This is a genomic window from Bacteroides galacturonicus, assembly GCF_003096855.1.
GTDB lineage: Bacteria > Bacillota > Clostridia > Lachnospirales > Lachnospiraceae > Lachnospira > Lachnospira rogosae.
The window spans coordinates 204,536-229,552 of sequence record NZ_QEOA01000007.1 but is presented as its reverse complement, the minus strand read 5'-3'; the positions used below and the strand labels follow the sequence as shown (position 1 = coordinate 229,552).

Here is a 25,017-nt window from a genome sequence, read left to right as displayed (position 1 = left end):
GGATTAAAAAGATGAAGATAGCGGTTGATGCAAGAACGCTTGGTAGCAGACCAAGCGGAGTGGGAATGTATCTTAATGACTTTCTTAAGCAGCTTATGAAATATGAGGATTTGGAATTCGTTCTTATATCAGATGTTGCAGAGAGTGAATATATTAAGTCATTTATTAAAAATGGAATAAAAGTATATACAAAGGGAAAACAGGTGTATAAGAGTGCCGGAGTTTATGCTTATTTTGCATATGTGAAAAAGCAGCTTGATATTATTAAGCCTGATATATTCTGGGAAGTTAATACGATAATTCCGATTAACCTCGGCGGTAGCTTTAAGACTATGATTACAATACACGATATGTTTCCAATAGAATATGTTGAATATTTCGGACAAGTATATAGTATGTATTTTAAGTACAATCTTAAAAAGACACTTAAGAATACAGATATGATTCTATATAATTCAGAACAGACCAAAAGTACAACGGAAGAATTTTTCCCGGAAGCTAAGAGCATAGCGAATGTTAATGCTTATATAATATCTAATCCTGTTAAGAAACAATGGGATAATAAAGATGATGATTATTTTCTTTATGTTGGCAATATGGAGAAAAGAAAGGGCGTTGACCTTCTTATAAAAGGCTATTTGCAATATAAGAACCGGGGCGGAAAGAAGAAACTTATTCTTGGTGGAAAGATGCAGGAAGAAGAGATTAACCAGATTGTAAGGTCGGCAATGATGTTAGATGAAGATATAACTTATCTTGATTATGTGACCCACGATAAAAAGCACGAGCTGTATGCCTCAATGTCAGCTTTTGTGTTTCCGTCGAAGGCCGAGGGGTTTGGTATGCCGATTATTGAGGTTATGCGTTTTAAAAAGCCAATTATAGCAAGTAATCTTCCTATATTTGATGAGATTACAGACGGCAATATTAATACATTTAATATAAGATGTAATGAATATGAGCAGATAAACAATCTTGCAGATGAATTATTGTCATATAATACAGAGGTTGATACAGAAGCATATGCAAATGTAGTTAAAAGATATGCACCTGAGAGACTTGGAAAAGTTGTGTATGATTTCATTACAAGTGATTAGATTATTTATATTGTATATAAATAATATTTGTAATAGTATTAATGCGCTGGATTATAATTAAATTGAAAGATAATAGAAGACATTAAGGAGAAAGTATGAAAGTATTAGTAACAGGAGTGTCAGGTCAGTTAGGTCATGACGTTATGAATGAACTCGATAAAAGAGGGTACACAGGAATAGGAAGTGATATAGCTGATAATTACAGTGGTATTCAGGATAATAGTGCTGTTACAACAATGGAATATGTCAAGATGGACATAACAGATGAGGCTGTTGTAGATGAGGTTATAAGCAGTGTATCACCAGATGTTATTATACACTGTGCGGCGTGGACGGCAGTAGATATGGCAGAAGATGATGACAAGGTTGAGAAGGTAAGAGCTGTCAATGCCAAAGGGACAGCTAATATTGCAAAGGCGGCTAAGAAGCTTGATTGTAAAATGGTATATATAAGCACAGATTATGTGTTTAATGGGCAGGGTGAGAAGCCTTGGGAGCCGGACTGCAAGGAATACAAGCCGCTTAATGTATATGGACAGACTAAGCTTGAGGGTGAGCTTGCGGTTGCTGATACACTTTCTAAATATTTTATAGTAAGAATAGCATGGGTATTCGGTGCTAATGGCAATAATTTTATAAAGACAATGATTAAGGTTGGAAAGAACCACGAGACTGTAAGAGTTGTTAATGACCAGATAGGAACACCAACATATACACTTGATCTGGCAGTATTATTAGTTGATATGATAGCTACAGAGAAATATGGATATTATCATGCAACTAATGAGGGTGGCTATATTTCGTGGTATGATTTTGCGTGTGAAATATACAGACAGGCCGGAATGGATATTAAGGTTATTCCGGTATCCACAGAAGAATATGGCCTTTCAAAGGCGGCAAGGCCATTTAATTCAAGATTAGATAAATCAAAGCTTAAAGAGGCAGGATTTACACCGCTTCCAACCTGGCAGAATGCTGTGGAAAGGTATATTAAATATTTAAAAGAACAGGAACAGGCTACAGGTAACGAATAGAAATGATTATAATGTCAGGGTCAGAACCCAACAACTTTAATGTTTCGTTATTGTGTATCCGTATTTACTAATTAAGAAGAAAGGTAAACGTATGAAGGAGAAGGCGGTTGGATTATGGAACAGGATTGCTACTAAAGAGAATAAGCAGATTGCGAAAAATGTTCTTTTGATTTTGCTTGTATCAAGACTATTTTATATATTTATTGGCTGTGTTACCAATTCAGCATTTGGCAATAATATTACATTTGCTAAGATGTTTCTTGGTGGCGATGCAGACTGGTATATTAAGATTGCTGAAAAAGGATATAGTCTTTCTGGAAGCATAAAGCCGGGAGATGGACAGGCTAACTGGGCATTCTTTCCTTTATTTCCAGTATCAATAAGATTGTTTAAATACATATTTTTCTTCCTTAATTATGCACAGGCAGGAATATTTCTCAGCTTAATATATGTGTATATAATGGGGATATTTCTTGTTAAGACAGTAAGGCTTTATAAGCCTGACAGATTAGGATATTTTGCAGTGGTTCTTGTCTATATGGGACCATACTCATTCTATCTTCATTGTGTATATTCAGAAACATTATTTATGATGCTTATTGCAGTGTTCTTTTACTATCTAAAAAAAGAAAAGGGCAATATTAATAATTACTGGATTTCAGCAGCTGCGGCTATGCTTGCAAGCTGTACAAGAATAGTTGGTGTTATACTTGTATTCCCGCTCGTATTGCAGATGTACCTTGATTTATATGAGGGCAGGATAACATTTGGAAAGCTTGGCAGTTTTATAGTACATATGTTTAAAAATCCAGTTAAGATATTGCAGGTATTCTTATGTCCAGCAGGCATATTTGTTAATATGATGCATCTGTATTATGTGACAGGAGATGCGTGGGCGTTCAGAAATGTGCAGGCAGCATGGAGAGAAGATGGTGCTGGCTGGATAGGTAATATGATATGGGATTTCTTTAATAATATATATGCAGAAAGATACTGGATTCCGCTGGTTATGATACTGGCAATAATCGTGTATGTATATATGCTTAAATGTAGATATTATTCAGAAGTTCTATTTGCTGTCATAACACTTATAATTCCTTTTACGGGCGGAGTTATGTCAATGTGCAGATTTATAGCTGGAAGTTATGTTGTATACATTGGTTTATATGATTATTTTGCAGATAAGAAAGACTTAAAGTGGCTGGCGGTATTTCTTGCAGTAGTTATGGAAGCATTTCTTATATGGTTATGGTTTACAGCAGGTGTCAACGCATTTACGGCGTAGAAAAGGAGAGTTGGGATGAATAATAAGAAAAAATGTATTAATATAATTGCATATATTATTGTTGTGATTCTTGCAGTGTTCTATCTTGCAACGCTTGTGCTTGGCAGTAAGCTTGATGTATCAGATGAATATAAGCTTTACTATGTGGATGGTGAATTGTCTAAGTGGCCGGGTGAAAATGGTCTTGACTATTACTTTGGTAATACAGAGATATATGATATATCAAAGCTTGAAGAATATAAAAAGTTATTAGAAGAACAGAAGCTTTATGGCGATATTATAACAGATGATGAAGAAGAGGCTGATGAGGTTAATGAGGATAGTGTGGAGTCTAACAGAGATTCTGCCATTGATAAATATTTCCAAAAAATGTTAGCAGCAGAGAATAATTATGTATCAGAAGATGCTGATGATAATTCTACAGCTGATAAAGATGAGGATAAGACAATAGCTTCTGCATTGAACATTCCTTACAGATACACAAAGGGTTTCTATTCACTTCATACAGGGATATATACTAATAAAGGTAATGAGGCAGCACTTTATTACAGATTTGTAACAAGAGTTGAGAAAGACATTGTGCTTGAAGTGTATGGTGCAAGCTATAATACAGATACTAAAGTATATGCTAATGATGAATATATTGGAACTATAACTGCATATAATGAAACAGAGGGAGCGGTTAAGTACCATAAGAATGAATATGGTGACAGGGAAAGAGAAGATAAGGTGAATGATAACCTTAATACTTTAAAGATACCAGCAGATATTGTAGGAAATGATGGTATTGTAAAGATATCTTTCGTGCCAGAAGAAACTGTTAATATATATGATTACACATCAGCTATTAGCAATGATAACTTTAAGAAATATAAGGGATTTCGTATTACTTCGGTTAATATGTTTTATTAATTAATAAATATTGTAAAAAACACTTGCCAAGATAAGATATATATGATAAAATGCAAAAAGTTTCCTGAGTTAGCAGACTGACTTAGGAATTATGGGTGGATTCCCGAGTGGCCAAAGGGGACAGACTGTAAATCTGCTGGCACTGCCTTCGAAGGTTCGAATCCTTCTCCGCCCATTCTACATAATACTGGCTTGCAGGCAGTAAAGTGCAACTTAGGCTGCACCAAGTTTGGATTATGTATTAAGATATACCAAAGAGCCGGTGTGGCGGAACTGGCAGACGCACAGGACTTAAAATCCTGCGGGACTTATACTCCCATACGGGTTCGATTCCCGTTGCCGGCATAGGACTTCCTACAAATGAGTAGGAAGTCTTTTTTGTGTAATAGGAATTCTTTATTACACAAAAGGCACTATGTGCCGATGATGCACACCCACAATAATCTGTAGTTAGACGCAGATGACCGTGCATGGTGTTGGAATGTGCTTTGCACATTTTTGTATTAATAATCAATTTGTTGTTTAGAAATGAGGGTGCAATGGTAGAATTAGATGGAATGTTATCCATAGTAATGCCAGCATACAATGAGGAAAAATTAATATATCAAAGCATAATGAAGACACTTGATATAGTATCAGGCTTTGTCAGAGAAATTGAACTTATAGCTGTTAATGACGGAAGTAAGGATAATACCAAGGCGGAGATATTAAGAGCGGTAAGAAAAGACAAAAGAGTAAGGCTTGTCACTTCTGATAAGAACAGAGGTAAAGGTAATGCCATAATATCGGGCGTGTCGCAGGCTGAAGGAAAGTATATTGCATTTGTTGATGCAGATCTGGAACTTAATCCGGCACAGCTTGAGGGTTATCTTAAGAAAATGCTTGATGATAACGCAGATGTTGTTATCGGGTGTAAATTTCATAAGGGGTCAAAGCTTAAATATCCATTTAAAAGAAAAGTAATAAGCATGTGTTACTATATAATGCTTATAATATTATTTCATCTTAATGTAAAGGATACTCAGACAGGACTTAAGGTGTTTAAGGCAGAAGCTATTAAACCGGTAGGACACCTTATAAGAACGTCAGGCTTTGCATATGATATAGAGCTGCTTGTGGCGGTGCATAGAAGGGGCTTTAAAATAGCAGAAATGCCAGTTGAGGTTGTATTTGTAAGGGATAAAGGCGTTAACAGAATTGGAATAAAAGACTGTGTAAGAGCATTCGCTGATACCTGGGCAATATTTGCAAGAGTGTATTTTAAGCATTATTATGATTAATAGTCAGTATAATATTACAATAAATAAATTCAGGCATTTATGTGTGAATTGGTGGACTTAAGAAAAGAGGAATACAGTTGAATAAGTTTAAAGAATTATTAGAAAAAGCAGGAGATTTGCAATTTATAAAAAAAGCAAAAGATTACATTGCAATTCATAAGATAGCGGCAGTAACAACGGCAACAACTGCTGCGGCAGGAGAGAATATAAAGAGTGGTCTGTAATGGTCAGACAGTGAAATTACAATTAAATAAACTATAAGTATGCTTTAGTGATTTCTGCATAAAATAATTCTGACAGATAAAATGTTACATTTTTTGGTGAATGGAGGAATTATGACAGGAAATATTAAAGTGAATTGGAAAAGGCTGATTTTAGCGATGGTGATAAGTATAGGAGCAGGAGTAATATCGTGGCTTCTTACAGGTAATTCAATGGAAATCTACAGAGATTTGAATAAACCTGTACTATCACCTCCTGGTCAGCTTTTTCCTATTGTATGGACAATTCTTTTTATACTTATGGGACTGGCATCTTATATTGTATGTGAGACAAGGGATGATGACAGAACAGAAGCACTGATATTATATGGAGTACAGCTTGTAATCAATATAGGCTGGTCAGTTATATTCTTCAACTTTGGTGCTTTCTGGCTGGCGTTTGTATGGCTTATGATATTGTGGATTTTAATAATATTTACAATATGGAGATTTTTTAATGTTAATACAGTGGCAGCGTGGCTTATGGTTCCATATCTTTTATGGGTAACCTTTGCAGCATATCTTAATATTGCGGTTGCGATTATGAACTAATCAGATGCTTTTGGTATTAGGTGTTAATTAATGTAGTCATTGCGTAATTTTAATGTAATAATTTCGCAATAAATTCAAAAATAGTTAACATATTGTTAACAATTTAAAGCTGTATAAGTGGTATAATTACAAAAATCTGCACAGTAGTAAGCATTAATGGAAAGAATTACCGGATTGTAAGAGTAGTGCAGATAATAGATGAAATATACAAAAAGTACAGTTTTACTGTATTTATTCGTTGGAAATGAGGAACGGAATGAAAAAGGCATGGCCACACATAAAATGTGTATTATTTATCGTTGTTCTGGCAGTGGTTATACTTGTGTGCGATTATCTGTTTGCTGAGAGCGGATATATACGTTTTGTGTTAAATGATGTGAACGGTTCAAATGAGAGCTACGACACAATAGTGCTTGGAGCTTCACATACAAGATGTAGTATAGATACAGAATATCTTGATAAATATATGAATGTTAATTCGTTTAATATGGGAATACCAGGAGAGACGGTTGATGATTTCTATTATGTATTGAAATCAGTTGTCGATTCAGGTAATAATGTTAAACAGGTAATTGTGGATGTAGACTATTACTATTGGATGAATGGGCAGTCCCAGAATCATTTTTCCAAGTCATTTATATACCAGCAGATGAAAGATACTTGGGTTAAGGCAGAATATCTGTGGAATAACAGGGCTGAACTTGATATAAGAAATGTATTTTCAAGAAGGCTGACCTGGAAATGCACGATAAAGAAGGCAAAGACTAATATTGCACTTAAAAAGACAAAAGAATATAAGAATTATGATATGTCAGCAGGACTTGATACAGATGGATATTTTGCAACCGCAGGTGGTCCATATCTTGGAAAAGGATTCTGCTACAGATATAGAATCAATGAAGTGCCGGGTAATCCATCATATGTTAATACAATGAAAGGAAATGCTGCTAAAAGCCTTGATAAAACAGTTATATCACAGTTTGAGCGTTTTCTTGATTATTGTAATGATAATGATATAAAGGTTGTATGTGTGTCAACACCTATAACACCAGATGCATTTAAGGAAGCACAGGTGGACAGGGCGTCCGAAAAGCTTAAAGAATTATTTGATAGCTACAATATTAAATATTATGATTTTAATAAGACGCTTATGTCTGTGCTTCCAAGAGATGATTCGGGTTATGTGGATACAGAAGGACATATGTATGGAGAACTTGCTGTTAAATATTCAGATGTATTAGCAAAAGTACTTGCAGATGATGCAGAGGGAAATGTTAATGAGGAAGAATATTTCTACAAGTCATATGAAGATATGTATGAGACAATGAAAGACGATTATGAGGCGGCTACAGGACTTGAGTGGAAGTCTTATTAACTGCCATATATATTATATGAAAATACATAGGAATGGAGAAAGATATGTCATTTACGACTTTTGAGTTCTTTCTGTTTATAGCAGCGGCAGTTATTATATATTATGTGATACCTAAAAAGCTGCAATGGATATGGCTTCTTATAATAAGTTATGTATATTATGCTTCTTATGATATCTCGACAGTGTGGATGTTATTACTGACAACATATGTTACATACAGGGGCGGAATTCTTCTGGACAGATTGAATGAGCAGAAACCGCAGGACGGAATAAGCAGGGAAGAAAAGAAAGATTTCAAGAAAAATATTGTCCGTAAAAAGAAAAAAATAGTACTGGCTATGGTACTTATAGCGTTTGGAATGCTTGGGATTATGAAGTATACCAATTTTATGCTTGGAAATATAGATGCAGTTTTAAGACTTTTTGGGAGTGGAAAGCAGATAGGAGTTCTTAATCTGACACTGCCGCTTGGCATATCGTTTTATACATTCCAGTCAATAAGTTATGTTGTTGATGTATACAGAGGCAAGCATAAGGCTCAGGGCAATTTCTTTAAGCACGCATTATTTGTTTCATTTTTTCCGCAGCTTTTACAAGGACCGATTGGAAGATATGAAAGACTTGGAAGCCAGTTGTATGAAGGACACAGCTACAATTTAAAAGAATTGCAGTTTGGTGTCCAGAGAATACTATGGGGCTTTTTTAAGAAAATGGTACTTGCTGACAGGGTAAATGCGGCAGTCCTTCTCATATTCCATAATTACTGGAATTATGGCGGATGGTACAATGTGTTAGGAGTGCTTCTTTATAGCATACAGCTTTATGCAGATTTCTCCGGTGGAATTGATATTGTCATAGGAATTGCACAGATGTTTGGAATTACGATGGATGAGAATTTCAGACAGCCATATTTCTCACGCTCAATAAGTGAGTTCTGGAGAAGATGGCACATAACGCTTGGTACATGGATGAAGGACTACATATTCTATCCATTTTCTTTATCTAAGAGTATGGCTAAATTCGGCAAGTGGAGCAAGAAGAAATTTGGTAACAATGTTGGAAAGCTTCTTCCTGTAGGACTTGCTGACATTTTGGTGTTCTTTGTTGTAGGTGTATGGCATGGAGCAGCGTGGAAGTACATAATGTATGGTATATATAATGGCGTAATCGTTGCAGGAAGTGGAATGTTAGCACCTGTATATGCAAAGATACAGGAAAAGCTTCATATCAATCCTAAGAAATGGTGGTATCAGGGCTTCTGCATTATAAGGACATTTATTCTTGTCAATATAGGCTTTTATTTTGATATGGCAAATGATTTAAGAGCTGCTAATGCTATGTTGGTACAGACAGTTACAAAGGCACATATATCACAGCTTTCAATGGCGGCTGTTAAAGCTGTAGGGCTTACAAGTCAGGATTTGCTAATTGTTATAGCAGGCTGTATTATTATATTTGTTGTCAGTCTGTTAAAAGAAAAGGGGATTAACATAAGAGAAACAATAGCATCATATAATATTGTAATAAGATGGATTATATATATAGGATTTATAATGTTTATACTTATATATGGAAGTACAAGCACAACATCAGATTTTATATATGCTAATTTTTAATAATTACAGTAAATGAGTGGCGAAAATCAGGTTATAGCCGCTTATTTGCTGTTTTTTTGTTGTAGTGACAATTATTGTGGGAGGTGGTATAATAATATGTGAATGCCTAAGTGGAGCATTTTCACATTTATTCTGTTCATAACGGAGTAGATAGTGAAGGCACACATAAAGTGTTCTTATTTTAAGGTTTGGTACGTTAGTAAGAATATTATATCAGGAGATGAATATGAGTAATAAAGATGACGGGCTTTCACAGTTAGTACAGGATGTGATTGACGGAAAAGCTGAGAAAAAGGAACTATGCAATAAGATTTACAAAGAGGTATACGCTTTAGCATACCCTGTATATCAGAACGAAGAAAAGAGTATGACCCAGGCAAAGAAGGCACTTATTGAGATATGTAAGAGAATAGGTGATTTTAACCTTGAAAGAAATATTCATAAGCAGGTTGCAACAATTGCATCTGCGTTCTTCTTTACAAGTGTGGTAAGTGAGAATGCAGAAGAATTAAGGAATAATGCACCAACAGGAGAATATGAATATACTCATATTAAGGATGATGAAGAATTCGTTACATATATGAAGCAGAAGGCAATAGCCTTCAGAAGCCCTAAGTCATTTGACCAGCAGGAGGAGAGCTTTAGAAATTTATCAGAGATAGAAATGTCGCTTACAGAATTATACGCTTATGAGATGCTTTCTGTTGATGCGATTGAGAGCGTAACCGATGTTGACAGTTCTTATATAAGCGGCTGGTTAGCAGGCATAAGAAGTTATGTATTAGGTTATGAAACGGCTGGTAATGCCGATAATAATGATATGGCAGCAGTCGCTGATAATGATTACAATTCATTGGATGAAAGTGATTATTCTGATGAAGAGTATGATGACAGTGATTATGGTTATGATGAGAATAATAATAATGATGATTATAGAGAAAGAGAAGCTGTAAGTTCTGTATACAGAAAAACAGGAAAAAGATTAAGGGAAAATGCTGTTACATTATTCATTAAAAGACTTTTTCCAGCACTCACACTTCCGGCAAGAATGATGGTTTCATGGATTGCAGGTGGTGTAATAGTTATTATTCTTATTATTATTCTTGTTGTATCAGTTAAGGCTGGCAAGAGCAATAAGAAGAGTGCTTCTTATGAATACCAGAATATGCAGTATACAACAGAACAGGCTGCAACGAAGAATAATAAGAAGAATGAGGCGGCAACAGCTTCAACTGAGGCAGGCACAGAAGAACAGACTACACAGAAGCAGACTGAGAATGTAACACAAAGTACTACTGGCAGCAGTTCTAATAATACAACCAATAGGACAACAGCTAATACATCTGATGATGATAGCATCACAGGAAATACTAGTTCAGATAATAGTGGAAGCACAGACAATGATACCAATGGAAGTGGTGACACAGGAAGTACAGATAACGGAGCAAGTGGAAGCGGCACTACAGGCGGAAGCACAGATAACGGAACAGGTGGAAGTGGTGACACAGGAAGTACGGATAACGGAACAAGCGGAAGCGGTACTACAGGCGGAAGCACAGATAACGGAACAAGTGGAAGCGGTACTACAGGCGGAAGCACAGACAGCGGAACAAGCGGAAGCGGCACTACAGGCGGAAGCACAGACAGCGGAGCAAGCGGAAGCGGTACTACAGGCGGAAGCACAGACAGCGGAGCAAGTGGAAGCGGCACTACAGGCGGAAGCACAGACAGCGGAGCAAGCGGAAGCGGCACTACAGGCGGAAGCACAGATAACGGAGCAAGTGGAAGCAGCACAGGAAGCGGCAGTTCAAGCAGTTCAGGTTCATCAGACACAGTTAAATCAGCAGCTTCTGGTGTATCAGCTAATTAAAATGATGGGCAAAAATAACAATTATGGAGGAACATTTGCATGAAGTGTGTAATTCTTGCAGGTGGAAGTGGCGATAGTTTATGGCCATTGTCCAGAAAAAATTATCCTAAACAGTTTATGAAATTTAAGGAAGGCCGTTCACTTTTACAGGAAACGGTTGTCAGAAATCTGCCTTATTGTGATGAATTTATTATAGTAACTAATGAGGCATATAAGAATATTGTAAACGGACAGATGAAGGCGTTCCAGAGCCTGAAATACAGAGTTATTCTTGAGGGCACAGCTAAGGGCACAGCAGCGGCAATTATGCTTGGAACAATGTTTGCCAATCCAACTGAATTTGTATTAGTTGTTAATTCAGACAATTTTATTGATGGTGATGGATACAAGGATGCCATCATAGGAGCTAAAGAGATAGCAAAGAAAGGCGTAATTGCGGCAGTTGGAGTTAAGCCTGAATATCAGGCGAAGAATCTTGGATATATCAAGAGAGATGGAAATGATGTAATTAAGATATTATCAAATGTTGATTTTGATGATGCAACATCTGAGATTGCAGACTGCTATTCATATGAGGAGGGGTATCTATGGAATAGTGGAATACTTGTGTTCAGGGCAGGTGATATGGTTAATATCACAAGAAAGAAATGTCCGGAATTGTATACAGCCTGCCGTACAGCTAAGAGAAAAGTTCCAGCTATAAGAAGGGCTATACGTTTCTCAGAAAATGTAATGAAGGACATAGTTACAGGAAGCATAGAAACACTTGTTCTTGAACACTGTGACAATCTCAAAGTAGTAGAGGCTGACATTTTATGGAAAGATATCGATAATGTATGTGATATTGAAATGCACCATAGTGATGATAAGCCTGACAATATAATTAAGAATGACTGTAGTAATATATCAGTAATTAACAACGCGCAAAGACAGCTTGTAGTTGCTAATGACTTAAGAGATATGGTAGTTGTCAATACAGAAGATGCTGTATACATTTCATCAAAGAAATCTGCTGATAATATCAAAGAGATTATTAAAGACAATCTTGACCAATATGAAACATACTTTGATTATAATCGTATCTCCTATAGGGAATGGGGTATACACGAGCTTCTTAATTATTCTAATGGTTATAAGGTTAAGAAGGTTACAGTATTTCCAGGAATGATGATGAATCTTCACCAGCATGAATTAAGGGCAGAATACTGGTCAGTTGTTGAAGGTACAGCTACTATTACAATAGGTACAGAAACTAAAGATTACCATAAGTATGATAGCGTATTCGTGCCAATCGGTGTTAAGCATAAGGTTGCTAACAAGACAGACTCTAATGTTGTCATTATAGAGGTTGGAATTGGTGATTCAATCCTTGATAATGATATGGTTAAGATATATGGACAGGATTCATCAGATAATGGCGGCAATTATGTAAGAAAAGATAATTGTCCGATTGTCAAGCTTGACCCGGCATTTAAGGATAACCTCTGGGGCGGTACTAAGATAAGAGATGTATATGGCAAGAAATGTGATTATGATGTCATAGGAGAAAGCTGGGAGCTTTCTGCACACCCAGACGGACAGAGCCGTATTGCAGAAGGATATTATAAGGGTATGCTCTTTAATGATTATCTTTCAATAATTGGCAAGGAAGCATTAGGCTGGAAATGTCAGGCACAGGACAGATTCCCAGTACTTATAAAGTTTATTGATGCCAAGCAGGCATTATCAATACAGATACATCCGGATGATGAGTATGCACTGGAGAACGAGAATGAATATGGAAAGAACGAAATGTGGTATGTGCTTGATGCAGAACCTGGTGCATATCTGTATTGCGGACTTTCAAGAGCTTCTTCTAAAGAAGAGATAGAAGAACGTATAAAGAACAATACAATAACAGAAATTCTTAACAAGATAGAGGTTAAAAAGGGTGATGTTGTTATGGTAAAGGCTGGCACCATCCACGCGATAGGTGCAGGTATATTTATATGTGAAATACAGCAGAATTCTAACTGCACATACCGTATGTATGATTATGACAGACGTGACAAATTCGGTAATCCGCGTGAGCTTCACATTGCCAAGTCATTAGATGTCGTTAATCCGGTTAAGTATGAGAAGGATAACAAATGTAATGTTATGCTTGCACATAATGAGCATTATATGTCAAAGCGACTTGTACAGTGCAAGTATTTTGAAGTTATCAAGTATGAAATAGAAGATGAAGCTAAGATACCAGTTGATGAAGCTTCATTCCTGTCAGTAATTGTAATTGACGGTGAAGGAACAATTATGACAGATGACAATGACAAGGAACTTAAGTTTAAGGCTGGAGAAAGCTTCTTTATTAATGCAGGCAAGAGAAATGTTGTCGTAAATGGCAGATCAACCTGTATAATTACACATGTATAATCAGATGGGAACGGAGGATTTGAATGAATAACAGTTTTGATAAAAAGGGAAGAAAGATAGCTTCATATCTTATTCCTGGAATTATAACACTACTTGTTATGATATTTGTTCTTATTGTAAAGGGAATATGGCCTTTTGGAAGTAACAGAATAGATTTATTTGATAATATGCAGCAGGTTGCTCCACTGTATGCACATTTGTGGGATGCTATGCATGGTGATGCAAGTGTGTGGTTTGACTGGTATACAGGACTCGGAACTAATGTGAGTATGAGTATATCAGCGTTCTCAATGTTCAGTCCATTTAACCTGCTTTTATATCTATGTCCAAGAGATTATATATTGGAATTCATATCAATTCTTACACTTGTTAAGATGTTTGTTATGTCAGTTACAATGTATGCATTTCTTAATAGAAGATATAAGAAATTAACATATAAGACTAAAGTTATATTTGCACTTGCATACACATTTTGTGGTTATGTGCTTTTATACGCTTCATGTTTTACACCTTGGATGGATATAGTTGCTTTATTTCCACTTCTTATGATGTCTTTAGATGTTATGGAAAAGACAGGAAAGAAGTTTTTCTATATTCTTATGCTGGCATTGTTATTTGTTATTAACTATTATATCAGTGCAATGTCAGTTGTATACATACTCCTTGCCGGTGGAATGTATATTATATTCAGATGTGACAAAGAAGAGAGAAGAAAATGTGCGTGGAACTTAGGGATAGGTACATTTACGGGAATTGGACTTTCAGCCTTTGTGCTTCTTCCGGTATTCTCGCAGCTTTCACAGTCACAGAGAACCGGTAACTCATTAAGCCTTGTACAGCAGTATATGTCATGGATTTCTAATCCGACATTCAGAAGCTTCAGTCTTGGCGAATTTGAAAGAATAATGATGTTCTATGGTATGGGAATATTCCTTGTGCTTATATTTACAGGCGTACATAGAAGCAGAAAGTTACCGCGGTATAAGATGGATATAGATTTAAGAAAGCGTAACTGGTATGCAGTATCACTCTTTGCAATAATGGTTATTCAGGCAGTTGCAGAGGGTACTAACATTATGTGGCATTTTGGTTCATATAATGGATATACATTAAGAAATGGATTTATTATAGCATTTACATTCATATGTCTTGCAGCAATGTATGCAGATACTATAGTTGCAGATAGCAAAGAAGATAAAAAGAAGAATATAATATTAAGTGCAGTGTGTGTGGTAGTATGCGTTGCATTTGCACTTGGATATAAGTATATTCCAGTTAATTCCTACGAGAGGGCATTTGTATTTTTTATAGCAGTATTCGCAATTATGCTTGTTGTGCATATAATTAATGTAATAGTTAGAAAAGACGGATATGGAATTAACAGTATTATAAGATTAATGGCTGTTGAGATAATTATAGGTGCCATCGCTATGACAGGTCCACCTAAGTTCTATACTTATACGCCATATCAGTATGGAGATTATGTACAGCTTGCAGTGGAAGCGGCTAATAATCTTGAAATAGCCTCATCACCGGTAGACAGAATAACTAATCCGGATTTAAGCTTTAATGCCAACTACCCTCTTGTTATGAAGAGAGGTGCAATGTCAAGCTTTACGGCAGCTCTTCAGAAGGACAGCCAGAAGCAGACAGTAAGATGGGGACATTCAAAGTATTTCCTCTGGATGCTTGATTCAGGTAATACGGTATTCAGCGATGCTCTTATACACATTACGGAGGCTGTTAATGTCAACAGATTAGACAGTTCATTGTATACACTTAAGAAGGTTGGAACTGATGGCTGTCAGTATAAGCTTTATACAGCTAATTACCAGCTGCCATTTGCAATGGTTACTGACTCATCTGTAAAAAATGTAGATTTTAATAAAGATTTTACTAAGAATGAAGCAACAATGTCTGTAGAGTCAGAAGATTATAATGATAATAACTGCTCAAAGGACTGGATATATATGCACAATATTATGTATAGTGCATTAAGCCATGATTCAAGTGGTATTGTTACGGAATATGGTACTCTGACAGATACTAAAGAGATTACTGTAAATAATAATCATGTTGCAGAAGATAATATAGCTTCTGATAATCTGGAAGATTACAGAACAACACAGAATAAGCATATCATACAGACTTATAAGGATTCTGTAACAGGAACAAAGGCTGTATATATGAGTGTTACTGACCGTAATATAGGCGACTCGGATGCCAATGTATCTAATCTTTTCAGAAGTGTAAAGATAACTGTTAATGGTAAAGAGATTGCAATACCGACAATAGGGAATGTAAAAAATAAGTATTACACAACGGATTATAATAACGGACTTATATATCTTGGAACATTTTATGATGAAGATATTGAGGTTCAGGTAGAATATACAAGACCATATGATTCAGCAGGTAATGCAATCACGGATAAGTCGATTGTCACAATCGCAGGAATTGACCTTAATAAAATGCAGTCACTGTGCGATAAATACGCTGATAAGCAGAGTGATGTAACATATACTAATAACTCAGTTACTATAAAGGTTGACGGAAGCGGTAATGATAATTATGCAATAATTCCAATCATTAAGAGTGATAACTGGACAGTTACAGTTAATGGAGTAAAGTGTGATACAGACGAGATTGCTGGAATATTTACAGGAGTTAATATTAATGATGGAAGTAATGAGATTGTATTTACATTTAAACCATCAGGAAGAAACGCAGGAATAATTATATCTTTGATTATTCTTATTGTTATGATAGTTCTTATGGTTATTGACCATAAGAGAGGGATAAATGTTCCTCAGTGGTTAGGAATGTGTGCAAGTGGTGTATATCTTGCAATAATTGCAGTGCTTGCAGTTGTTATGTTTGCAATTCCACTTGTTGCCAGCGTGATTGCGAATATACAGTATATATTGTAATAACAGATATTGGGGTTGTGAATGTTTAAAGCAGTAGCAGGATACTATAAAGATAATGAACGGTTAAGGCTTTTGGTGAAGATAATAGCAGTATGGCTTATTTCAAGGGCAGTTATGCTTCTAATGGTTCCGGTGATGAATCTTATTGCTGATGAGCCGCACCAATGGCTGTATTATATGAATCCGTGGGATGCAGAGTGGTATAAAGGGATTGTGGAGAATGGTTACCAGCCTCCTAAGTCATCAGGTATGGCAAGCTGGGCTTTTTTCCCGCTATACCCTCTTGTGTGTATGGCAGTAAGACTTGTCACAATGGGAAGTATAGATACATATGCCGTTGGAATGACAGTTTCCAACATATGTATAATTATAGCAGTGTATTATGCGGTTAAGTATGCAGATATAGAGCTTGATATGAAGAAATATAATAAAAAGACAGTTGAGGATATTATTATATTTCTTATGCTTGCAGGACCATTTGCCGTGTACTATGGTGCTATGTATACAGAAGCACTATTCATATTGTGTGTTATACTGTGCTTCTATAACTCTGCCAGACATAATTATATGGCGGCAGGAATAGCGGCGGCGATGGCAAGTGCAACACGAATTGTTGGCTGTATGCTTGTGTTTGTGCTTATAACATATATGTTTATGGAGACCTGTGCAGAGTGCAGGGCTAAGCATAATTCAGAAATGAAAGATAATAAAGAAGCTGGTATAATAGATAAGTGTATGCTTACAGAAGAAGCTGGTATTCTGATAGCTGGAAATATAAGCTTAGCCAGTGTTATAAGAACTTTTATTAAAAATGTCATAAAAGAACCAAAGAAGCTTGTGGCTATTATGATAAGCCCTCTTGGCATATTCATATATATGAATTATCTGAGATACTTTTGTGGTGATTCGTGGGCATTTTACCACGTCCAGAGAGCGTGGAGGACACAGAAAATGTTTCCGGTAATCGGAGTGTTGTTTAAGTCGTGTACAGGGCAGCTCTCAGCGGCATCAGGAGTTAAGACACTCAATGGAATAATACTTGGCTGGCTCTGCGTTATAACACTTATGCTTTATGCAGCGATGATAAGAAAGAAGCATTATGCACTTGGAATATTTGGAATAATAGTACTTCTTATTCCGCTTACATCAAGCGTTATGAGTACATTGAGATTTATAATGGGTTCATTTGTAATATATATAGGAGTGGCAGAGATAATCGCAGGCTGTAACAGGTATGTACGGTATGGAATAATTACGTTGTTGTCTATAGTTGAGATTGTTGTAATATCGGCATGGTACTTCTGGGATGGTCTGCTTATGTGAAAAGACTTGCTATCTTTATATATTGGTATTATAATTAACACGCTTTTTAAATTACAATTATATATACTGGAGTTAATCTGGTATAAGAATATTAAAAGGAGAAAATATATGTTATCAGTAGTTGTACCTACATTTAATGAGGGAAAGAATATTAGAAATCTGGTGACACAGATAGATGATGCACTTAAGGGAATTGATTATGAAATATTATTCGTAGATGATAGTAAAGATAATACACCTGATGTAATCAGGGAAGTAGCTAAGGATTTTCCACAGATAAGACTTGAACACAGAACAGGTGAAACAGGTCTTGCAACAGCAGTTCTTAAGGGATTTGAACTTGCCAAGGGTGAGTATATGGCTTGTATGGATGCTGATTTACAGCACCCACCAATTGTACTTAAATATATGTATAAGGCTATGGAAAGCGGTGCTGATTTCTGTATACCAAGCCGTCTTATACCTGGTGGAGATGACGGTGGACTTAACTGGTACAGAAAGTTCGTATCTGGTACAGCAAGAAAGATAGGACAGTGGATGCTTCCTTGTCTTAGAAAGATATCTGACCCAACAAGTGGTCTTTTTATGTTCAGACGTGAAGTGATTGAAGGAGCAGATCTTCAGCCAATAGGCTGGAAGATTATGGTCGAAGTTCTTGCAATGGGTTCATATAAGAAGGTAGTTGAAATCCCATATAAGTTCCAGCAGAGAACAGAGGGCGAATCTAAGCTTTCAGGTAAGGTTACAATGGAATATTTAAAGCAGCTTAAGGATCTTAGAAAGAGATACAACAAGGCTAATAAATATGAAGTAGAAATCTGGTCAACAGAAAAGATGATGGCAGAATAAGCTTTTGTAACTGGAAGGAGTAATAATGGGTAAGTATTTTGGTACAGATGGATTTCGTGGTGAAGCTAATGTAAACCTTACGGTTGATCACGCATTTAAAGTAGGAAGATTTCTTGGCTGGTATTATGGCAGGGATAAAGAGGATGGCAAGGCTAAGATTGTAATAGGCAAGGATACAAGAAGAAGCAGCTATATGTTTGAGTATTCATTAGTTGCAGGTCTTACAGCCTCAGGAGCTGATGTTTATCTTTTGCACGTTACAACAACACCAAGCGTATCTTATATAGCAAGAACAGAAGATTTTGACTGCGGAATTATGATATCTGCAAGCCACAATCCATTTTATGATAACGGAATAAAACTCATCAACAGCAAGGGTGAGAAGATGAGAGAAGATGTCATAAGTGAGATTGAGAAGTATCTTGATGGCGAACCGGAGAACATACCTTATGCCACTAAAGAAAATATAGGCTGTACAGTAGACCATACTGCTGGACGTAACAGGTATATGGGTTATCTTATGAGCCTTGCAATATATTCATTTAAGGGTATGAGAATAGGTCTTGATGCGGCTAACGGAAGTGCCTGGACACTTGCAAAAGCAGTATTTGACGCACTTGGGGCTAAGACTTATGTGATTAATGCCAGTCCAGATGGTACTAATATTAATACTAACTGTGGTTCTACACATATAGAAGGCTTACAGGATCTTGTTAAGAGGGAACATCTTGATGCAGGCTTTGCATTTGACGGCGATGCCGACAGATGTCTTTGTGTAGATGAGAATGGCAATGTTATAACAGGAGACCATATATTATATATTTATGGATGTTATATGAAAGAAAGAGGAAAGCTTATAGACAATACAGTTGTTACAACAGTAATGTCTAATTTCGGACTTTACAAGGCATTTGATGCGGCTGGAATAGACTATGCGAAGACTAAAGTTGGCGATAAGTATGTATATGAATGTATGGTTAATAACGGATATCGTCTTGGCGGTGAGCAGTCAGGACACATCATATTCAGCAAATATGCAACTACAGGTGATGGCATAATAACAGCACTTAAGATGATGGAGGTTATGATAGCCAAGAAGATGACGCTTTCACAGCTTGCAGCTTCACTTCAGATATATCCACAGGTGCTTAAGAATATCCGTGTATATGACAAGACAGCAGCACAGGACGATACAGATGTTAAGGCGGCAGTTGACAAGGTAGCAGAAAGTCTTGGCAATGATGGACGAATTCTTGTAAGAGAAAGCGGAACAGAGCCGGTTGTAAGAGTTATGGTTGAGGCTGGCACTCACGAAGAATGTGAGAAATATGTTGATGATGTAATAGCAGTAATCAAAGAAAAAGGTTATGCGGTAGAATAAATTAACGACCCTGTTAATAAGATGATAACAAGTCTTATTAACAGGGATTTTTTATGGGAAGTTATCAGCAGTTTAAGTATAAGAAGCATTTTATTAGGAAAAATGTCTTTATGAGAAAGCATATGTTTCTTAATATCACGGTTGTAGTGGCACTTATGCTTGCAATAAGCTTTTGTATGGCGTGTTCAGGTGGTCAGGCAGATAATCACGAGAAGATTGACTATACAGTTGTTGAGAACGAAGATTTACCAATAGAATTAAAGAAGCTAATAGACAATAAGAAGCAGTCCACCTTAAGACTGACTTATACAACAAAGGACTATACCTATATTGTTGCAGGATATGGAACGAAGGAGACGTCTGGATACAGCATAAGAGTAGATGATGTATATGTGAGTGGTAATGCGGTATATGCAGATTTTAAGCTTATAGGACCAGCAGAGGGCGAGCAGGTAAATGAAGTAAGCACAACTCCATATATTGTGTTGAAATATGAAAAACGTGACGAGTCAGTAGTGTTCAAGATGTAGATTATAATATGCAGATGAAATATTATAGATTAAACGATATATAAACACTTTGCAGTCAGATTATTAATAAAAGAGAATAACAGCAGATTAAGTAATATGCTTAGGAAAGAGTGCATATATTGAATAAGAAATGTATATTGGGAGGTCTGTTGTGAATCTTAAACACGAAAATATTCACGAATATGTTATAAAATGTACTAATACAACCCAGATTACTCTTGATGATGATTTTAATGTTATGGATAGCAAACCGGATATTGATTTAATTGTCAAAGAATGGGGAATGGCAGTAGTTAACGGTGTGAGGGTTAATCAGGATAAAGCCCAGATTGACGGAACACTTGTATTTGCGATTATGTATACAGGAAGCAGTGAGAACGATAAAAGATTTATACCGGTAAGAATGGATGGTTCACTTAATTTTCTTGAAAATGTCAATCTGTCGTGTGATGCTACAGGGCTTGATGTAAATTGCAAGGCACAGCTTGAGGATCTGACGATTAAATCCATTAATTCAAGAAAGATAAGTGTAAAGGCAATTGTGGCTTTGACGGTAACATGTGAGGAGATTAAGAACATTTCCATATCAACAGGAATTGAGGACGGTGACTGTAACGCAGAACTTTTGTTAAAGGATTTTGAATATGTGCAGGCTGACGTTAATATGAAAGATAACTTAAGAATTAAGGAAACTGTGTCAGTTCCTAATGGAAAGGCAGATATAGGAAGTCTTGTATGGGACGATGTAGATGTAAGAAATGTCAACACAAGAATGACAGAGGACGGACTAAGTGTAAGCGGTGAGCTGAATGTATTTATTATGTATATTGCTGATGATGAGGCAGGACAGGTGCAATGGTATGAAACAAGCACACCATTTACTGGAATAATAGATGTGAGCGGTGCAAATCCTGATGGAATATCGTATGTTGGTTACAATGTAATAAGTAAAAATGTAGAGGTAAGACCGGATTATGACGGCAATAACAGGGATGTTGCTGTTGAGCTGGTACTTGATATGGATATTAAATCTTATGAGGAGTGCAGTCGCAATGCTATGTGGGATATGTATATTCCGGGCTTTGATGTTGATATTAAGCAGGAAACACAGCAGTTAAAGAAGCTTATTATAAGAAACAATAATAAATGCAGGGTTTCAGGTAATGTCAAGGTAGAAGATTACATTAATCTTATGCAGATAGTCAATGCAACGGCTAATGTACAGATTGACAGTTACGAATGTATTCCTGAGGGAATAGAGATAATGGGTGCTGTGATAGTTAATATATTCTACATAACTTCTGATGATAATTCTCCAATGGGAAGCATTAATTCAGTAATTCCATTCACAACGGTAGTTGAATTAAAGGAATATAATAAGAATCTGATAGAATATACGATAAGACCGTCAATAGAACAGCTTCAGGCATCAATGAACAGCAGTGCACAGATTGAGGTTAAAGCAGTAATCGCATTGGATACGATTTGCTTTGAGCCATTTAATATTAATGTCATTGACGAGTGTGAGTGCAATAAGAGAGAAAATGTTGATTATTCGGCACTCCCTTCAATGGTGGGTTATATATCTGACGGTAAATGCACAGTATGGGATATAGCCAAGAAATATGACACAACAGGGGATTTGATGAGGGAGGAAAACAGCACTATACAAAGACTTGTTGATTCGGATATAATTCCAGCAGGAACAAAGCTTTTACTTGTGAGAAAAGCAATGGTATAATATGACTACTTCGTAGTCACTTAGAAGTTTCTTCGAAACTTCGGATGTGCTGAAAAGCTGCACGAAAATTATGGTATAATATGACTACTTTGTAGTCACTTAGAAGTTTCTTCGAAACTTCGGATGTGCTGAAAGGCTGCACGAAAATATGGTATAATATGACTACTTCGTAGTCACTTAGAAGTTTCTTCGAAACTTCGGATGTGTGGAAAAGCAACGCAGGACATATGGTATAATGAGCACAAAAGTGCTCATCTTAAAAGTTCCTTGCGGAACTTTGTATGTATTCATAAGGATTGCGTGAATTAGAAATGGAGATTAATATGAAGAATAAAGTACCAATGATTAACATTATCATTATTGCATTATTTAATTATGTATTCCTTGGTACAGAATATATGTATGATAATATGATGTTATATGTTATAAATTCAAATGGAGTAGTAAATGCACAGAATTATATTCTGGGTGTAAGTGTTGCCGGATTTCTTATGTATCCGTTGTTAAAGCGTGTATACAGAAAGAATAATAATATGCTGTTACTGCACATATTTAAAGTATGTGTAGTAATAACTGGCATAATATGTATAGCAGTTATGGGTACACACAGCTCTTATGTCTCAATATTCATAAGCGGTTGTGTATTCTTTGCGATAATGGGAATTGTAGGAAGTGCTGTGCACTATTCACTTGCAGTTAATATAAGCAACTATTCTATGCCGGTATCCTATGCGATAGGAATTGCATATGCACTTGGAGTGCTTATACAGTTTATTGCTAATAATATCGTTAATAATAACTTAGCTGAAAGTATAATGCTGTGCGTGGGGCTTATAGTGCTTGTGTATTACGGCTTTGGAACTGACAGCATGGCTGCTAATAGTGCCAGAGCGGCTGATGGAAGAGCTTCGTATATTGTCTATAAGAATGAGAAAACGGCAGGGATAACGCTTATTATTATAGTTGCACTTATGACTTGTATATTTTCAACACTTGATAATGCCGTAACACTTGTACACGCGGAAGGAAGTGTCGATATTGGACAAACACCAAGAGTTATCCTTGCTGTAAGCGGTCTTGTTGCAGGATATGTGTTTGGAATTAATAAAGGAGCGTTTATTAATATTATTATGTACTGTGTAACACTTCTTTCAGTTATGTGTGTGGCAGTAATAGAACTTGGTGGTCCGTTTATGATAGGACTTGTTGCATTTTATATGTCGGCTGGATTTTTCGTTGTATACTTTACAACAATGTTTATTCAGTTCTCATACAATACAGATATTCCAGAATTATGGGCTGGAATGGGCAGGGCAGTCAATAATGCAGGAGCAGTTATAACAAGCTTTACATCAGTACTGCTTTTATCAAGTGCAAATACAATGATAATAAGCGTTGTCGCACTTGTTTTATTTGCATTAATAAGCGTTGCTATTTATGCTTATTCTACACAGCTTGTAATTAGTGTTAAAGAGCCGGTTAGTACTGAACCTGCTGTAAATTATAAATTAGAAAGATTTGTTCAGGCATATTCACTTACAGAGCGGGAAAAAGAGGTTCTTCAGGTATTAACAGAGTCGGACGGAAATGTATCCGAACTTGCCAGCACGCTGTGTATGTCAAGGTCTGCATTGTACAGGCACATTTCAGCTATCAATGAAAAGACCGATACAAGTTCAAGAATAGGACTTATACAGTTCTACTATTCGTGGAGTGAGAATTAGATTATCAATTAAAGAAAATAAAAAGGCAGGAATATGAGAAACTTTAAGTTATTGCTTAAGAGGTTCTTACTTTCCTGCCTTTGTTATTATAATATTATTCTGTGTTGGTTATGATTTATTCTGTGTCAGTGGATGTCTTCTTGGAAGCAAAATAATCATCGAACTTGTCCATAACAGCACTGTATGTATTCTTGCTTATGTCTGGAAGTTCTTTGCCCCATGATTTGGTTGCAAGCTTAAAGCCTTTTTCTACAGCGGCTTTCATCTTTTGCATCTTTTCTTCATCATCACCAGCAAGAGCCATTGCAAAATCAAAGATTCTTGATGATGTCTGTTTAACTCCCCAATATCCGTCCTCTGAAATATCTTCTTTAGCCTTGGCAATTGTATCAGCATCTGCTGTGAAGTTGCCGCTGGCAAGTACTTTCCACATATCATCAGCAGTTCCGATTGTAATTCCCTGCTTTTCAAACATCTTGCTTACGAGTGACTGTAACTGCTGCATACGATTGTCAGAGTCAGCTTTTAACTGTGCTACTAAAGAAGGATTGGTTGATTTTGATGTAGCAGATGAAACAGTCTGGCCTTTAGAAGATTCATAAGTGGCAGCAGTATCTGAATAATTATTAGCAGAAGCTGTTCCTGATGTCTTGTTGTCTTTATTAGTCTGGCTGGCTGTTGAAGCATAGCCTGTGTAATAAGAATTAACTCCGTTTAATTCCATATTATTCCTCCGTTTCTGTGCATACGCACAATTTGTAATAATTAATAGTTAAATGCTTATAAAAGCAATCTGATAAAACCATCCGTGGCTTTATATATATAATCGGCTGTTTGTAAGGCTTT

At 36.3% G+C, this 25,017-nt stretch carries 19 protein-coding genes and 2 tRNA genes; 20 read left to right on the top strand and 1 reads right to left on the bottom strand.

What is annotated here, in order from left to right:
- Positions 1-11: 11 nt before the first annotated feature.
- The 20 genes from C7390_RS11575 to C7390_RS11485 all read left to right on the top strand — a co-directional run bounded on the left by C7390_RS11575 (position 12) and on the right by C7390_RS11485 (position 24,171).
- Positions 12-1,097 carry a glycosyltransferase family 4 protein gene (locus tag C7390_RS11575; protein ID WP_116444225.1) on the top strand — a complete coding sequence of 362 codons (1,086 nt, stop codon included), beginning with the start codon at positions 12-14 and terminating at the stop codon, positions 1,095-1,097.
- A 95-nt stretch (positions 1,098-1,192) separates the two neighbouring features.
- Positions 1,193-2,131, top strand: coding sequence for a dTDP-4-dehydrorhamnose reductase (gene rfbD / locus C7390_RS11570; protein WP_055176861.1), 939 nt, complete (start codon positions 1,193-1,195; stop codon positions 2,129-2,131).
- A 91-nt stretch (positions 2,132-2,222) separates the two neighbouring features.
- Complete coding sequence (locus C7390_RS11565) at positions 2,223-3,416, top strand: glycosyltransferase family protein (protein WP_022502371.1); 1,194 nt, start codon at positions 2,223-2,225, stop codon at positions 3,414-3,416.
- A gap of 15 nt (positions 3,417-3,431) precedes the next feature.
- Positions 3,432-4,328: a hypothetical protein gene (locus C7390_RS11560; RefSeq protein ID WP_022502372.1), complete on the top strand. Its 897-nt coding sequence runs from the start codon at positions 3,432-3,434 to the stop codon at positions 4,326-4,328.
- A gap of 93 nt (positions 4,329-4,421) precedes the next feature.
- Positions 4,422-4,503: transfer RNA gene (locus C7390_RS11555), tRNA-Tyr, on the top strand.
- An 83-nt stretch (positions 4,504-4,586) separates the two neighbouring features.
- Positions 4,587-4,673 (top strand) — tRNA-Leu (locus tag C7390_RS11550).
- A gap of 194 nt (positions 4,674-4,867) precedes the next feature.
- A complete protein-coding gene (locus C7390_RS11545) occupies positions 4,868-5,608 on the top strand; it encodes a glycosyltransferase family 2 protein (protein ID WP_055176868.1) in 741 nt (246 codons plus the stop codon).
- A gap of 77 nt (positions 5,609-5,685) precedes the next feature.
- Positions 5,686-5,832, top strand: a complete 147-nt coding sequence (locus C7390_RS13790; RefSeq protein ID WP_318255945.1) for a hypothetical protein — start codon at positions 5,686-5,688, stop codon at positions 5,830-5,832.
- Between the two features lie 111 nt (positions 5,833-5,943).
- A complete protein-coding gene (locus C7390_RS11540; protein ID WP_022502374.1) occupies positions 5,944-6,420 on the top strand; it encodes a TspO/MBR family protein in 477 nt (158 codons plus the stop codon).
- A gap of 256 nt (positions 6,421-6,676) precedes the next feature.
- Positions 6,677-7,795: a hypothetical protein gene (locus C7390_RS11535; protein ID WP_116444224.1), complete on the top strand. Its 1,119-nt coding sequence runs from the start codon at positions 6,677-6,679 to the stop codon at positions 7,793-7,795.
- A gap of 44 nt (positions 7,796-7,839) precedes the next feature.
- Entirely contained in the window at positions 7,840-9,411 is a 1,572-nt protein-coding gene (locus C7390_RS11530; RefSeq protein WP_055176871.1) for an MBOAT family O-acyltransferase, read from the top strand.
- A 226-nt stretch (positions 9,412-9,637) separates the two neighbouring features.
- The gene (locus C7390_RS11525) at positions 9,638-11,281 is read left to right on the top strand and encodes a hypothetical protein (RefSeq protein ID WP_116444223.1); all 1,644 of its coding nucleotides are present in this window, start codon (positions 9,638-9,640) and stop codon (positions 11,279-11,281) included.
- Positions 11,282-11,320: 39 nt separating this feature from the next.
- A complete protein-coding gene (locus tag C7390_RS11520; protein WP_116444222.1) occupies positions 11,321-13,693 on the top strand; it encodes a type I phosphomannose isomerase catalytic subunit in 2,373 nt (790 codons plus the stop codon).
- Between the two features lie 23 nt (positions 13,694-13,716).
- Positions 13,717-16,623 carry a YfhO family protein gene (locus C7390_RS11515; RefSeq protein ID WP_116444221.1) on the top strand — a complete coding sequence of 969 codons (2,907 nt, stop codon included), beginning with the start codon at positions 13,717-13,719 and terminating at the stop codon, positions 16,621-16,623.
- A 21-nt stretch (positions 16,624-16,644) separates the two neighbouring features.
- Positions 16,645-17,946, top strand: coding sequence for a hypothetical protein (locus C7390_RS11510; protein ID WP_055306900.1), 1,302 nt, complete (start codon positions 16,645-16,647; stop codon positions 17,944-17,946).
- Between the two features lie 108 nt (positions 17,947-18,054).
- The gene (locus tag C7390_RS11505; RefSeq protein WP_022502381.1) at positions 18,055-18,795 is read left to right on the top strand and encodes a polyprenol monophosphomannose synthase; all 741 of its coding nucleotides are present in this window, start codon (positions 18,055-18,057) and stop codon (positions 18,793-18,795) included.
- Positions 18,796-18,820: 25 nt separating this feature from the next.
- A complete protein-coding gene (glmM, locus tag C7390_RS11500; RefSeq protein WP_022502382.1) occupies positions 18,821-20,176 on the top strand; it encodes a phosphoglucosamine mutase in 1,356 nt (451 codons plus the stop codon).
- Positions 20,177-20,229: 53 nt separating this feature from the next.
- On the top strand, positions 20,230-20,706 hold the full coding sequence (locus C7390_RS11495; RefSeq protein WP_022502383.1) for a protease complex subunit PrcB family protein: 477 nt from the start codon (positions 20,230-20,232) through the stop codon (positions 20,704-20,706).
- Positions 20,707-20,857: 151 nt separating this feature from the next.
- A complete protein-coding gene (locus C7390_RS11490; RefSeq protein WP_055176890.1) occupies positions 20,858-22,447 on the top strand; it encodes a DUF3794 domain-containing protein in 1,590 nt (529 codons plus the stop codon).
- 323 nt (positions 22,448-22,770) lie between these two features.
- Positions 22,771-24,171, top strand: coding sequence for a helix-turn-helix transcriptional regulator (locus C7390_RS11485; protein ID WP_055176893.1), 1,401 nt, complete (start codon positions 22,771-22,773; stop codon positions 24,169-24,171).
- 115 nt (positions 24,172-24,286) lie between these two features.
- Here C7390_RS11485 and C7390_RS11480 read toward each other — a convergent pair whose 3' ends face one another.
- A complete protein-coding gene (locus C7390_RS11480) occupies positions 24,287-24,895 on the bottom strand; it encodes a hypothetical protein (protein WP_055176896.1) in 609 nt (202 codons plus the stop codon).
- Positions 24,896-25,017 lie beyond the last annotated feature (122 nt).